Below are 14867 nucleotides of genomic sequence, written 5' to 3'. Positions count from 1 at the left end.
GTACCTGACTCCCCTTTGCTAATTATTAACAATCACTATCGATTTTTGTTAGTTAAGCTTGATCCTTAAAGAGTAAAACTTTTAAAGCGGCTTCAGAGTCAATATCAGCAAAGATAGCTGGATTCTCTAACCGACGAATAAAGGTTAAATCAGGTGCTTCTCGCGCCATTTCATCGATTAGAAATTGAGATGTTAGTGACGGTGCATTGACACAAGCCAGAACGTGTCCTCCCGCATTAAGTAGATCTGGCAAGCGACGTAAAATACGCTGATAATCCTTAGTTGCCGCAAAACTGCCTTTTTGGAAAGAGGGCGGATCGATAATAATCAGATCATAGCCGCCTAATTTTTTAATCTTTCCCCACGATTTAAAAATATCATGCCCCAAGAAAGAGACTTTCCCGCTAATATCATGTTGATTTAATTTGTGGTTATCACGACCACGGCTGAGGGATGATTTAGCCATATCAACATTAACAACACGATCCGCTCCTCCTGCAATTGCAGCGACTGAAAAACCACACGTATAAGAGAAAAGATTCAAAACTGCGCTATTTTTTGACTGTGACTTAACCCAACTACGGCCATCAACCATATCTAAAAACAGACCAATATTTTGGTTCGTCCCTAAGGAGAATTTATAGTTGAGTCCGCGCTCTTGCGCCACAAGTGTCGAAGGGATCTCACCAACTAAGGTATCAATAGTAATTGGATTTTGATAGCGATGTTGAATATAAAGCCCTTGCCCATGAATTTGTGGCCATAATGGGCTATTACTCAACTCAAGAAGCTGTGCTTTTAAACTATTAAGAAAATCATCTTCACAGGGTTTAAACAGTGAAACTTGCAAATATCCACCAATCCAGTCAGCAGTAATCTGCTCTAACCCAGGCCAAACTTGTCCTCGACCATGAAAAACCCGAACAACTTCATCTGGTTGAACTGAATTTAAATGACTGGTTAAATGTGTGATAAAAAGTGGAAGTTGTGTTGAATTCATCATCATTAATCTACTACGGTAATCTACTAAAAGTGGAGGAAATTATTTTATATTTAAGGCGAACAAGTTAATACAATGATTCCTAAAGTAATTGATATTGCTAGTCCGTGTTAAAATGTGATTAACACCCTAAAAATCTCAAATAAAAAATAAAACAGATTAAATTTACTTATTCAGTTTTGGCCATGGTAACTGTATTGGATTTGCCCATTCAGCTAATTGTTCTTTTGTTGGCCAGTGTTCTCCATCGTCTGGGATCTCAACAAAACAGTACGCTTTATCTAAGTAGTTAAATGAGAGGCTATACGCATGAAGGTAACCGCGATCAGCTTTCGCACCAGCATAGGTTTCATCACCTAATATTGGCGAACCTACACTTTTTAAAGCAACACGAATTTGATGGGTTTTTCCAGTATGAGGACGACAAAGGAAAAGGCGTTCACCTGCTTTCACACTAAGACTATAGAATTGAGTAATTGCAGGGTTCTCTTTACTACTGATCAACTTCCAGCCACTACGGCGACCTTGAGCCATATCACCAATGACCACTCCTTGCTTTTTCTTCGGTTTTTTACCACTAATTGCAAGGTAATATTTTTCAACTTGGCGGTTGGCAAATAATTGAGAGAGTATCGAGGCTGCTTGTTTATTACGCCCAATCAATAAAAGGCCAGAGGTCATTTTATCTAAGCGATGAATCAAATAAAGTTGCTTATCACCCAATTGTTGACGCATACGATCTAACAACCCACATTCAAGCTCATCACGATGCACACTCACGCCTGCTTGCTTATTAATTAAATAAAAATCGGTGGTTTGAAAGACGACTTTATACATGTCATGCTCTTTTAGTTAATTGAGAACGATATTATAACGAATAACCATAATTTATCGAAATTTATTACAAAACATACCATTTTTTCATCTACATATTTTATATTTCCAATTATACTAAAATTTAATATTAGTGATTAATGGTAACAAACTTTACTATGGAACAATTTTATCAAGTTCTTGCATGGATTGCTCTTTTTGCCTACTGGTTAATGGTTGCCTCTGTCACGCTTCGTATCGTATTCAAACGCCGTGCTATTGGTGTCTCTTTAGCATGGTTAATGATTATATATATTCTTCCTATTGTCGGTGTGATCTGTTACCTCCTATTTGGTGAACTTAACCTCGGCAGTAAACGAGCAACCCGTTCTAAAGAGATGATTCCCCCTTTTGCAGAGTGGTTCAAACAATTAAATACCTGCGCAGTGCATAAACCTGAACGTATGAGTTTTCATGCTCGCCCTATCCACCAACTCTGCCTTAATCGTACTGAAATTCCGAGCCTGACAAATAATCAATTAACCCTAAAACAAACCCCTGAAGACATCATTCGTTCAATGATCGCTGATATTCAACAAGCGACCACGGCGGTTCATCTGGAATTTTATATCTGGCATCATGGCGGGCTTGCTGATGATATGGCGGCAGCCTTAATTCAAGCAAGTAAACGCGGTGTCAATGTTAAATTACTCCTTGATGGCGCAGGAAGCCGACAGTTTTTAAACTCTCATTGGCCAGAAATAATGAGGAAATCGGGTATACAATTAATTGAAGCACTCTCAGTTTCACCATTTCGCGCTTTTTTTCGCCGTCTTGATCTACGATTACATCGTAAAATTGTCGTTATCGATAATCACATAGCCTATACAGGCTCAATGAATATGGTGGATCCCCGCTTTTTTAAACAAGATGCCAATGTCGGTCAATGGGTGGATATCATGGTCCGTTTAACAGGACCGACAGTATCAGCTTTAAACTGTATCCAAGCCTGGGATTGGGAAGTTGAAACGGGCGAACGCGCATTCCCTCCACTTCCAGATTGTAGTAAACCCATTATTCAAAATAAAAACGATGATGCCGATTCAACCATTCAAGTTATCCCTTCAGGTCCAGGCATGCCAGAAGGAATGATCCAACAGGTTCTGTTATTAGCTATTCATCAAGCGAGAGAATCTCTGGTTATTACCACACCTTACTTTATTCCGAGTGAACAACTCTTACTTGCCTTAACGACATCAGCACAACGCGGTGTACAAGTTGATATTATTGTTCCCGATAAAAATGACTCATTAATGGTTGAATGGGCTAGTCGTTCGTTCTTCACAGAGCTATTTGAAGCTGGAGTCAATATTCATCGTTTTAAAGGTGGATTATTACATACAAAATCCGTCGTTATTGATAATGAATTTTGCTTAGTTGGTACGGTTAATTTGGATATGCGGAGTTTATGGTTAAATTTCGAAGTGACGCTAGCGATTGATGAGCCTGAATTCTGTCATCAATTTACTCAACTACAACACCAATATCTAAAGCAGTCAGAACAAGTTGACCCTCGAACATGGCAACAACGAGCATTAATAAATAAACCTGTTGAGCAGTTTTTCTATCTTTTTGCCCCGTTACTTTAACAATAAATAGTCACCGAGATCATATTATTGCAGGTTGAAAATTACCTTTCTGCTTAAAAATATTTCGGTGCATCACACTTTAGAGTAAATAGCAGCAAAAACAGCAACTTTATATTGGATAACGATTGACATGACTAGCGCCTAACGTAAAATAGTTACTACTTGAGAATCTTCTTATTTGTAGTGTGTTTCATTTCGAGTTTTCGGTCTGTCATTCATTAAATGTAATAAGAGTTATTTTGCAAGTCCATATACATTTTTTATTAATAATGACAGGACAATATCATGTCTAACACAGTTACTGGCGCAGTTAAGTTTTTCAACGAATCTAAAGGTTTTGGTTTCATCACTCAAGATAACGGACCTGATGTATTCGTACATTTCAGCTCTATCCAATCTGATGGTTTCAAAACTTTAGCTGAAGGCCAAAAAGTAGAGTTCACTATCGGTTCTGGCCAGAAAGGTCCACAAGCTGAGAACGTTCGTCCACTATAAGGCTTGCCTCGTAGCTACACGAATAAAGCAAAAAATCGTACATATTAATGTGCGATTTTTTTATTTATATAAGATAAAAGTATAATTAAATCTCCTCTTCTATCCATATTATTTATTTTTAATAATAAAAAACACGCAACTTTAACTTTTATCGCCAGATAAAAAATCAAAAATGCGTGCCTCTACATCTAAAGTAATTGGAACTGCTAATAGCCAATCAGTGGATGATCCCAAATAATACGACAATATACGCTTATCAAAAAGACCTTACTTCTTACGAGAATATTCCGCAATAATATACATAGATTGACCATTTGCTTTGCCAGAGACAAGTTTAGGATCATCACTTAAACGAATTCCTCGTACTACTGTCCCCTGTTTGATCACTTGGTTAGTGCCTTTAACCGGAAGATCTTTAATGATAGTAATATCATCGCCTTTCTTCAGTTCAACACCATTAACATCGCGCGGCTTCTCTGCATCATCATCAACAAGACCTGCGGCAGCCCAAGTTTGAGCGTCATCATCAAGATACATCATATCCAGCAGATCAAGTGCCCATGATTCAGAAGAAAGGCGTTTTAGCATACGCCAAGACATGACTTGTACCGCTAATTCTGGCGACCACATACTATCATTTAAACAACGCCAATGATTAGGATCTAGCTCTACAGATGGCTCCATCTGTCCACGACATGTCGCACAAGCTAAAATGGCTTCATTTGCAGTGCCATCACTTGGTGAAACTTCAAATACTGCTAAATCAGAATCTGCACCACAAAGTTCACATTTAGCGCCACTGCGCTCCATTAATATCTTTTCAACTGCCATGATAGTTATAACCTTAACATTTATGAGAGCATTATTATAAGATCGATTCTCTTCAAATGAAAATCAGATCGAGGTTACTTGCAAAATCAATTTCAAATCAGAAGAGAATATAGTCAAAGTCATTGACGTTGTTAGTTGACGATAAACAAATATATCCCCTTCATACTTGAAGTCGCTAGGTTGTTGGCTGTAAACGTTCGCCCCAATCATAGAGTACACCTATACTCATGGGACCTCACTCACTTGCCGCCTACTAGCAACGCCAATTATTTTAGGTATAGTCAACATCTTAACAACTGCAAGTAAGAAAGGGATAAATAGTAAAAGGGAAGCTCAAAATAGAGCTTCCCTTTTATGTTAATTAAAATATCTATATCTTAATTAAGTGATGTGTTAATCCACAATTAGTTATTGCGAATCCACTCATCCATATCTGTTTTAAGGTTGTCAGATTTAGTACCGAAGATAGCTTGAACACCACCGCCAGCAACAACAACACCTGCAGCACCTAGCTGCTTAAGACGGTGTTGATCAACTTTGTCAACACTTGCTACAGCAACACGTAGACGAGTGATACAAGCATCAAGACCAGTGATGTTATCTTTACCACCAAACGCTTCAACAAGATCTTTCGCCATTTCAGAATCAGAACCTACAGAGATGACTTTCTCTTCTTCATCTTCACGACCAGGCGTCTTAAGGTCTAGTGCTTTGATAACTACACGGAATACAACGTAGTAGATAACAGCATAAACAAGACCACAAACAATCATTAGGCCTAATTTTTGTGCATGGCTTGATAGGACTAAGAAGTCAATCAGACCGTGAGAGAAAGATGTACCGTGTACGATACCTAGTGCGTTAGTCACCATGAATGCAGAACCAGCGAGTAGTGCGTGGATTGCATAAAGAACTGGAGCAACGAATAGGAAAGAGAATTCGATTGGTTCAGTAATACCTGTCAGGAATGAAGTTAACGCAGCAGATGCCATGATACCCATTACTTTCGCGCGGTTTTCTGGCTTAGCAGAGTGTGCGATTGCGATAGCAGCAGCAGGAAGACCAAACATCTTGAACATGTAACCGCCAGCTAGCTGACCGAAACCATTACCAGCTGCACGAGATGCATCATCAGCAGATAGGTAACAAGTTAAGATACCGTGAAGTTCTTTACCGTCAAGGTTAGTACAAGTACCCGCTTCGAAGAAGAACGGTACGTTCCAAACGTGGTGTAGACCAAATGGGATTAAAGAACGCTCAACAACACCGTAAATACCGAATGCTAGAACTGGGTTCTGGTGTGCAGCCCAATCAGAGAATGCTGCGATACCGCCACCAATTGGCTGCCATACGAATGCAAGGATGATACCTAGTGCAATAGATAGGAAACCTGTGATGATTGGCACAGCACGCTTACCAGCGAAGAAGCCTAAGTATTCAGGAAGTTGAATACGGTAGAACTTAAGGAAAGTCCACGCTGCAACACCACCCGCTAGGATACCACCAAGTACGCCAACATCAATGTTATCTACACCTAGAACAGTAGACATCACTTTCAGTGTTGCCGTCATGATACCGTAACCAACAATCGCTGCTAGAGCAGCAACACCGTCGTTATTTGTAAAACCTAAAGCAACACCAACTGCAAATAGTAGTGCCATCTGGCCGAATACTGAACCACCCGCTTGTTCCATCATGTTAGAAACAATATCTGGTAACCAGCTAAAGTTGGCAGCACCAACACCTAATAGAATACCCGCAACTGGCAATACCGATACAGGCAACATTAGCGCCTTACCGACTTTTTGCAAGTTTGCAAACAAGTTCTTAAACATTATTAACTCCTAATTAATACTTAAATTTACTTAAAATAAAACTAACTTGATGCTTATTTGTTATTCCATTCACATCAAGTGAGAAAAATGTGCTCTTTAAAAGATTAGGTATATGGTAATCGATATTGTCTTATTTGTTTGATTCTTTATCTCAAAACCTAAGATAGATCACATTTTTTCGCAGCGTAAAATAAAGAAAAGGCAAAGATACAAACACTAACAAAACAATATAACACCATGAAATAAAAGAAATTAGATTGTTAAAGCATTATTAATTCATAGCGTGAAATAAAAAACAGATAAAACCACCACTTAATTTGCAGCGTGAAATTAATTTTCATCTCAAGATTGAAACAATCATAACAATAGAGCAAGAATCAACCATAAATAGGAAGAAAAAAGGGAAATAAAAGATCCATTTCACACTATCTATTATTTCCTCTAAAAAGTTATTTATCGATTAAAAAAAAGATTCTTGAAGTTTTCGCTAGTTTGTTCAGCAACCTCTTCAAAGGAGATCCCCTTTAATAGCGCGACATACTGAGCGACCTCTTTAACATATGCTGGTTGATTCTCTTTACCGCGATAAGGAACCGGTGCTAAATAGGGTGCATCAGTTTCCACTAATAGGCGCTCTAAAGGCAGACGACTGACCACATCTTTTAACTCTGAAGCTTTATTAAAGGTCACAATCCCTGAGATAGAGATATAAAAACCTAGAGCCATTGCTTGTTGAGCAAACTCCCAATCTTCGGTAAAGCAATGAATAACGCCACCAACTTGATCGGCTCCTTCTTCACGCAATAGACGTAAAGTATCTTCACGAGCTTGTCGAGTATGAATGATCAGCGGTTTGTTTAACTCTTTGGCAATCCTAATCTGTTGACGAAAGGCATGCTGCTGAATTTCCGCATGTTCAGGATGATAATGGTAATCTAACCCCGTTTCACCAATAGCAATCACTCTTGGATTACTGGCCAACAGTGAGAGCATTTCAGCATCAAAACCATTTTCCAAATCTAAAGGATGAACACCACAAGAGGCAAAAACCTCTGGATAAGGTTCAATCATCTCCAACATTGCAGGAAAAGAGGCCAACGTCACCCCAACAGAAAGGATATTAGTGACCCCTTGCTGTTTTGCTTTCTCCAGTACATCATCAATGCCTGTGTGTAATTCGTCATAATTTAATTTATCTAAATGACAATGTGAATCGATTAACACCTATTGCTCTCCTGTAATACCAAGTAGCCACTCACCAATGAGTAATTCACTGTTTAAGCCTGAATTTGTCACTAATGTTCGTTGTAACTGATTGAGTGTTCGTATTTGATTGAGAATATCAATAGAACTAAATTTCATGGTGATCTGAACTAATGCTTCAGTCATATCACAATGAACTAAACCTTGATTAACCCCTTGCTGCCATTTAGTAACATCAAGCAATAAATAGGATAGCCACTGTAATGAATCAGGATAAAACTTCGCTAAGACACTCGTTAATAGCTGCCACCCTTGGCCATTATTAATCAAATACTGAGAAAAAAGTTCAACAACCTGTTGGTGTTCGCTCTCTTTACCTTGCTCCAAAAAAGAGAGTGTTGCCAATGGTGCGCCACGATTCAATCTTAATAATTGTAGACTAACTGACGCATTTCTGTTGGCTTCTACCCAATTTTTTATCTCAACTTCATCAGGTTGAGGAAGGTGCCAACGGTTGCAGCGACTAACGATAGTTGGTAATAGACGATCTAAATGGTGACAAGAAAGCAAAAAGTAACACTGTTCTGGTGGCTCTTCTAAGGTCTTTAATAATGCATTTGCTGCTGCTTCACCTAACTGCTCCGCTTGAGAGAGCAAAATAACTCGCGCTCCCCCTAGTTGAGACGTTTTTCTCGCTAACTCGTTACTTTTTCGAATAGTATCGACAGCGATCTGTTTGACACTATTTTCAGACTCAATCAAATGAAAGTCTGGATGATTATTGGCATCAAACAGCTGGCAACTATGGCACTGTTGACAAGGTTCAACCGTAGAGTGAGGACAGAGTAGCGTTTTCGCTAAATAGCTTAATAACACCTTCTGCCCCATTCCTTCAACACCAGACAACAAAATCGCATGATGAAGACGCTGCTGTTGTAATAACTGCTGCCATTGACTCAATAATGTCTGCTGCCAAGGATAAGGAGATACCGGAGAGACTTGATTGCTCATTATCATAAGCTTGTTAACCATTTCGTCAGCGCAGCTTTAATATCTCTTGTCACATCATCAAGAGATTGCTCAGCATTAATAATTACAATCGTTGGATCATCTTGTGCCAACTCTAAGTAACGTTGACGGCTACGTTGGAAGAATTCAATATTCATCTGCTCAATGCGGTCAAGTTCTCCACGACTACGAGCTCGTTGTAAGCCAACTACAGGGTCAATATCCATATAAATAGTAAAGTCCGGATAAAAATCCCCTAGTACCATATCTCGCATATTTTGCATCAATTGCTGGTCAAAACCTCGCCCTCCACCTTGATAGGCTTGCGACGAAAGATCATGACGATCACCAACGACCCATTGACCACGATTTAACGCAGGTTTTATAACGTTATTGACTAACTGAATACGAGCAGCATAAAGAAGCAGTAATTCAGCCATATCTGTTAATGGTTCATTATCATCCCCCTCTTTAACTAGCGCTCGCATCTTTTCAGCTAACGGCGTTCCTCCAGGTTCTCGCGTTGTCACTGGTGATGAAATATTAAACTCAGCCAGTAATGAAAGTACTTGGCTAATGGCGGTACTCTTTCCAGCACCTTCTAACCCTTCAATGACGATAAACTTGGCTTTTTCTGTATTGATCATATTATTTCTTTTTTAATGTTTTTAAATATGCACGTACAGCTTGGTTATGCTGTCGTAATGTTGTAGAAAACTTATGCCCACCGGTTCCATCAGCAACAAAATAGTAATAGTTACTCTTTTCTGGATTTAAGGCGGCGATTAATGAGGCTCGACTCATCATCGCAATCGGTGTTGGTGGCAGTCCATTAATGACATAAGTATTATAAGCAGTTCGAGTCCGTAAATCTTTACGAGTAATATTCCCGTTATAGCGCTCTCCCATGCCATAAATAACCGTTGGATCAGTCTGTAATCTCATCCCTTTTTTCAAGCGGTTATTAAATACAGACGAAACAAGGCCTCGTTCGCCACTGATTCCGGTCTCTTTTTCGATGATAGAGCCTAAAATAAGCGCTTGATAAGGTGTTTTAACTCTCGCAGTATTTTTACGCTTTTCCCACTGTTGTTGTAGTAAGCGATCCATCTGTTGATAGGCTCGCTTTAAGATCTCTAAATCTGAAGTCCCCATGGTGTAATGATAGGTCTCAGGCAAGAGTAATCCTTCCAGTTTTTTATGAGAACTCCCTAGATACTGCGCAATATCAGCTTCACTCATGGTGTCCGTTTTATGTTCTATGGAGTCCACACCTTTAAAATATTGACGCCATTGTTTGAATGTTTCCCCTTCAACTAACGTCATTGTAAACTGATACTCTTGCCCCTTAACCAAGGTATTAAGTGCTTGTTGTACACTCCCGCCAGTTTCAATAGCAAAAGTGCCCGCTTTAAATTGAGTCAGTTCAGGATGAATATAGCGTATTAACACTTGCGTTAAGTTTGGGTGTAGCCATTGGGTCACCTGATCTAATTTTGGCGAAGAGATAACTTTCTGCTGTTCCAATTGAGAAAGTAACTGGTTAAACGATGTTCTTGGTTTCACCGTCATTAATGCTTGTTCAACGTTCAATGTTGGTGATGAAAGGTAGTTATCAAACTGAGCTTTTCCCCAAAATAGAGCGCCAGCAACAAGTAAAGTAATAACAACAAACATCCAAATGAGTTTTTTTAACATTGAATCAGTTCCTTTTGTATCTGTAATGTTCTTTTCATTGAAAATGAGTAATGACAATTTTGTTGATTAATAAAGGTATTAACGGGCACAATCCCCATTAGTGCATTAGTGATAAATATTTCATCACATGCATCAAGGGTTTCTATTTGACGATTAACAATCTTAATCGTCTGATTTTGTTGCGCTAAATAATCAATAACTTGCTGTCTCATTATGCCTAATACACCCGCCAATTCTAGATTAGGAGTATAGAACACATTATCCTTTAACCAAAAGATATTACTGGCACTAGTTTCGATAATATTGCCCTTAAAATCACAGACAACGCTATCATCATGAGGGGTTTGTTCTAATTTCTGTTTAATCAATACTTGCTCTAAACGATTACAATGTTTATAGCCTGCAAGTTCTGGATTTTGTCCTAATCGGTAGCTGTTAACCCCCAGTGTAATCCCTTTTTTCTGCCAATCGTGATAATAAGAGGGCCAAACAGATTGAGAGATAATGATTGTCGGTTGATGACACCCTATTGGACTATAGCCTCTGCCTCCAATACCACGAGTTAATGTTACTTTTAAAACGGCAGGTTCAATACATTTTTGGGCTTTTTCGCTGATAAATAGACTTAATTTATTCCAATCTATTTCGCCAAGTTGTAAAAATTGTGCACTTTTTTTAATCGATTTAAGTGAGCAGACCAATTAATCGCTATTTCTTGGCAACAATAAATCGTTGTAAAACAGCCATCGCCATATTGAGTTCCACGATCAAGTGGATTGATGCTGTCATCTTGTCGGTAATTCACCCAAATTGTCATAAGCCTCACATTCAATTCATAGGTATAAAAAAAGGTTCGCTCTGACAACCAGACCGAACCTTTTTATAATATCAGTGCCGTATTAGATTTTCTTCAGCAGAAGAGAACCATTTGTACCACCAAAGCCAAAAGAGTTACACATTGCATACTCTAAGTTAGCTTGACGCGCTTCACCTGGTACATAATCTAAATCACACCCTTCGTCTGGGTTTTCTAGATTAATGGTTGGCGGCACAGCTTGATCAACCAGTGACATCGCAGTGATAATCGATTCAACAGAACCTGCAGCACCCAATAAGTGACCGGTCATTGATTTGGTTGAAGAAACCATAACACGATTTGCAGCATCACCCATTGCACGTTTAATGCCTAGGGTTTCTGCAACATCACCGCTTGGTGTTGAAGTACCATGAGCATTGACATAGCCAATCTGCTCTGGAGAGATACCTGCATCACGAATCGCTGCTTCCATGGCTAACGCACCACCAGAACCATCTGGCGTTGGTGTTGTCATGTGATAAGCGTCACCACTCATACCAAAACCAACGATTTCACAATAGATATTTGCACCACGTGCTTTTGCATGCTCATATTCTTCAACAAACATCATGCCAGCACCGTCACCCAGTACGAAACCATCACGGTCACGATCCCAAGGGCGAGATGCGCCTTGTGGGTCATCATTACGAGTAGAAAGTGCTTTAGCGGCAGCAAATCCACCCATGCCTAGTGGCGTAGAGGCTTTTTCAGCTCCACCCGCTAGCATGGCATCAGCATCACCATAAGCAATCATGCGCGCTGCATGGCCAATGTTGTGTAAGCCTGTTGTACATGCTGTAGAGATAGCAATATTTGGACCACGAAGACCATTCATAATAGAAAGGTGTCCAGCAATCATATTGACAATGGTTGATGGAACAAAGAACGGACTGATCTTACGAGGACCTTTTTCAATAAGGTTATGATGATTTGCTTCAATTAAGCCAAGACCACCAATACCAGAACCGATAGCTACACCAATACGGTGAGCATTTTCATCTGTCACATTAATGCCAGAATCGTTTAGGGCTTGAATACCAGCAGCAACACCATATTGGATGAATAAATCCATTTTACGAGCATCTTTTTTTGACATGTAGTCTTCGCAATTGAAGTCATTAATAAGACCTGCAATGCGGGTTGCGAAACCAGTTGTATCAAAATGATCGATTGTTGTAATTCCGCTTTTGCCAGCTAAAAGTGCTTGCCAAGAAGATTCAACAGAGTTGCCAACCGGGGACAACATACCCATGCCTGTAACTACTACGCGACGTTTGGACACGATAACTTTCTCCGGAGTGAGAGAGGGGGAGTTTTGAAATATAAATAGAACTCAGGCGATCATGTTGATCGCCTGAGTGATTTTATTACTGTTGGCTGTTTACGTAATCGATAGCAGCTTGAACAGTGATGATCTTCTCAGCGTCTTCGTCTGGAATCTCAGTATCAAATTCTTCTTCTAGAGCCATTACTAGTTCAACTGTATCTAGAGAGTCAGCACCAAGGTCATCTTGGAAAGAAGATTCATTTTTCACTTCTTCTTCTTTAACACCTAGTTGCTCAATGATGATTTTTCTTACGCGTTCTTCGATATTGCTCATGCTATTTTTTTCCTTTCAAGATTCGCAGATGCGATTACTTATGATATTTTATTCAATACTGATAACTTTGCAACAACCATGATTCTGGTCGAACCAGGTTTTTCCCAACAGAGTTTGACCTTAGTTGGCAATAATTGCAACTTTTTATCTACACCATGTACATTCCACCGTTCACATGCAGAGTTTCTCCTGTCATGTATGCGGCTTCGTCAGCAGCTAAAAATGCAACTACTGATGCAATTTCACGCGGATCACCTAAGCGACCAGCAGGAACTTGTGACAGAGTCGCAGCACGTTGTTCATCGTTTAGCGCCTTTGTCATATCTGTTTCAATAAAACCAGGAGCCACTGTATTCACGGTAATACCTCGTGATGCGACTTCTCGTGCTAATGATTTAGTAAAGCCAATCACGCCTGCTTTTGCCGCAGCGTAATTTGTTTGACCTGCATTACCCATCGTGCCAACAACAGATCCGATATTGATAATACGACCAAAACGTTTCTTCATCATTGGACGAAGTACCGCTTTAGAAAGACGATAAATTGGCGTTAAGTTAGTATCAAGGATATCTTGCCACTCATCTTCTTTCATGCGTAACATCAGGTTATCACGCGTAATACCGGCGTTATTAACCAAAATTTCAATATCACCGAACTGTTCTTTAATCGCTTTAAGCACAGATTCAACCGATTCTGGTGATGTCACATCTAACATCATACCTTTACCGTTATCACCAAGGTAAGCACTAATAGCTTCAGCACCTTTCTCTGATGTTGCTGTACCAATAACTACCGCACCGCGCTCAACAAGCAGCTCTGCTGTTGCACGACCGATACCACGGCTTGCACCTGTAATTAGGGCGATTTTACCTTCTAAACTCATCATCAATCCTTACGATTTTTATTTAGCCGCATCTAACGCTTCTGGAGTATTCACAGCAACGCTACTTAAGCTACGGTTAATACGTTTGGTTAATCCAGTTAATACTTTACCTGGACCTTGCTCTACAAGTGTTTCAATACCTTGTTGTGCCATATACTCAACACATTCTGTCCAACGAACAGGGCGGTAAAGTTGACGAACAAGCGCATCTTTAATTGCTGCTGGATCCGTTTCAACAGCAACATCCACATTATTAACAACAGGGATAGTGGGTGTTTTAAATTCGATTTCAGCCAATGCTGTAGCCAATTTTTCAGCAGCAGGTTTCATCAGTTCACAATGCGATGGCACAGAAACTGGAAGCGGAAGAGCACGTTTAGCGCCAGCTTCTTTACACAGTACGTTTGCACGTTCAACTGCCGCTTTGTTACCCGCAATAACCACTTGACCTGGTGAGTTATAATTAACAGGAGAAACCACTTCACCTTGTGCTGCTTCACTACATGCTGTCGCAATCGCATCATCAGCTAAACCAATAATAGCTGACATTGCACCAATACCTGCTGGTACTGCTTCTTGCATGAAATGTCCACGTTGCTCAACAAGTTTAACCGCTTGTTCAAAGTCAATCACATCCGCACAAACTAATGCAGAGTATTCACCTAAACTGTGACCTGCTAGTAATTCAGGTTGTGGTAATTCTTGCTGTTGCCATACACGCCAAATCGCGACAGATGCTGTTAATAGAGCTGGTTGAGTACGGAACGTCTCACCTAATTGCTCAACTGGGCCATCTTGAACCAATGCCCATAAGTCATAACCTAGTACATCAGAAGCTTGTTTAAATGTATCAATAACAATCGGATACTGTTCAGCCAACTCAGCTAACATACCTACCGTTTGAGAACCTTGACCCGGAAATACCGCAGCAATCTTACTCATTTCATTATCCTTATAATCTCGAAATTTCTTGCAACAATAGACAGTTTTCACTC

15 protein-coding genes are annotated in these 14867 nt (G+C 39.8%); 2 read left to right on the top strand and 13 right to left on the bottom strand.

Annotation, left to right across the window (positions count from 1 at the left end):
• Window positions 1-52: 52 nt before the first annotated feature.
• Together L0B53_RS10800 and L0B53_RS10795 are read right to left on the bottom strand one after the other, a co-directional pair.
• Entirely contained in the window at window positions 53-1000 is a 948-nt protein-coding gene (locus L0B53_RS10800; RefSeq protein WP_235062232.1) for a class I SAM-dependent methyltransferase, read from the bottom strand.
• 165 nt (window positions 1001-1165) lie between these two features.
• The gene (locus L0B53_RS10795) at window positions 1166-1837 is read right to left on the bottom strand and encodes a TIGR01621 family pseudouridine synthase (RefSeq protein WP_235062042.1); all 672 of its coding nucleotides are present in this window, start codon (window positions 1835-1837) and stop codon (window positions 1166-1168) included.
• A gap of 155 nt (window positions 1838-1992) precedes the next feature.
• Here L0B53_RS10795 and cls point away from each other — a divergent pair, with 155 nt between their 5' ends.
• Window positions 1993-3462 carry a cardiolipin synthase gene (gene cls / locus L0B53_RS10790; protein ID WP_235062041.1) on the top strand — a complete coding sequence of 490 codons (1470 nt, stop codon included), beginning with the start codon at window positions 1993-1995 and terminating at the stop codon, window positions 3460-3462.
• 285 nt (window positions 3463-3747) lie between these two features.
• Window positions 3748-3957, top strand: coding sequence for a cold-shock protein (locus tag L0B53_RS10785; RefSeq protein ID WP_235062040.1), 210 nt, complete (start codon window positions 3748-3750; stop codon window positions 3955-3957).
• 267 nt (window positions 3958-4224) lie between these two features.
• Here L0B53_RS10785 and L0B53_RS10780 read toward each other — a convergent pair whose 3' ends face one another.
• From L0B53_RS10780 to fabD, 11 genes are all read right to left on the bottom strand, one after another.
• Window positions 4225-4788, bottom strand: coding sequence for a PhnA domain-containing protein (locus L0B53_RS10780; protein WP_235062039.1), 564 nt, complete (start codon window positions 4786-4788; stop codon window positions 4225-4227).
• 404 nt (window positions 4789-5192) lie between these two features.
• Window positions 5193-6623 carry a PTS glucose transporter subunit IIBC gene (gene ptsG / locus L0B53_RS10775; protein ID WP_235062038.1) on the bottom strand — a complete coding sequence of 477 codons (1431 nt, stop codon included), beginning with the start codon at window positions 6621-6623 and terminating at the stop codon, window positions 5193-5195.
• A gap of 453 nt (window positions 6624-7076) precedes the next feature.
• Entirely contained in the window at window positions 7077-7847 is a 771-nt protein-coding gene (locus L0B53_RS10770; RefSeq protein ID WP_235062037.1) for a TatD family hydrolase, read from the bottom strand.
• Window positions 7848-8837, bottom strand: coding sequence for a DNA polymerase III subunit delta' (gene holB / locus L0B53_RS10765; protein ID WP_235062036.1), 990 nt, complete (start codon window positions 8835-8837; stop codon window positions 7848-7850). It abuts the gene before it with no gap.
• Window positions 8838-8839: 2 nt separating this feature from the next.
• On the bottom strand, window positions 8840-9481 hold the full coding sequence (gene tmk / locus L0B53_RS10760) for a dTMP kinase (protein WP_235062035.1): 642 nt from the start codon (window positions 9479-9481) through the stop codon (window positions 8840-8842).
• Window position 9482: 1 nt separating this feature from the next.
• The gene (gene mltG, locus L0B53_RS10755) at window positions 9483-10532 is read right to left on the bottom strand and encodes an endolytic transglycosylase MltG (RefSeq protein ID WP_235062034.1); all 1050 of its coding nucleotides are present in this window, start codon (window positions 10530-10532) and stop codon (window positions 9483-9485) included.
• Complete coding sequence (pabC, locus tag L0B53_RS10750; protein WP_235062033.1) at window positions 10526-11233, bottom strand: aminodeoxychorismate lyase; 708 nt, start codon at window positions 11231-11233, stop codon at window positions 10526-10528. The genes mltG and pabC overlap by 7 nt, the downstream gene beginning before the upstream one ends.
• Before the next feature lie 198 nt (window positions 11234-11431).
• Complete coding sequence (fabF, locus tag L0B53_RS10745) at window positions 11432-12670, bottom strand: beta-ketoacyl-ACP synthase II (RefSeq protein WP_235062032.1); 1239 nt, start codon at window positions 12668-12670, stop codon at window positions 11432-11434.
• 85 nt (window positions 12671-12755) lie between these two features.
• Complete coding sequence (acpP, locus tag L0B53_RS10740; protein ID WP_235062031.1) at window positions 12756-12989, bottom strand: acyl carrier protein; 234 nt, start codon at window positions 12987-12989, stop codon at window positions 12756-12758.
• A gap of 148 nt (window positions 12990-13137) precedes the next feature.
• Window positions 13138-13872, bottom strand: a complete 735-nt coding sequence (gene fabG / locus L0B53_RS10735; RefSeq protein ID WP_235062231.1) for a 3-oxoacyl-ACP reductase FabG — start codon at window positions 13870-13872, stop codon at window positions 13138-13140.
• 18 nt (window positions 13873-13890) lie between these two features.
• Entirely contained in the window at window positions 13891-14814 is a 924-nt protein-coding gene (fabD, locus tag L0B53_RS10730) for an ACP S-malonyltransferase (protein ID WP_235062030.1), read from the bottom strand.
• Window positions 14815-14867: the final 53 nt, after the last annotated feature.

The sequence above is a fragment of the Vibrio sp. SS-MA-C1-2 genome (assembly GCF_021513135.1).
Lineage (GTDB): Bacteria > Pseudomonadota > Gammaproteobacteria > Enterobacterales > Vibrionaceae.
This window is presented reverse-complemented; position numbering and strand designations above follow the sequence as displayed.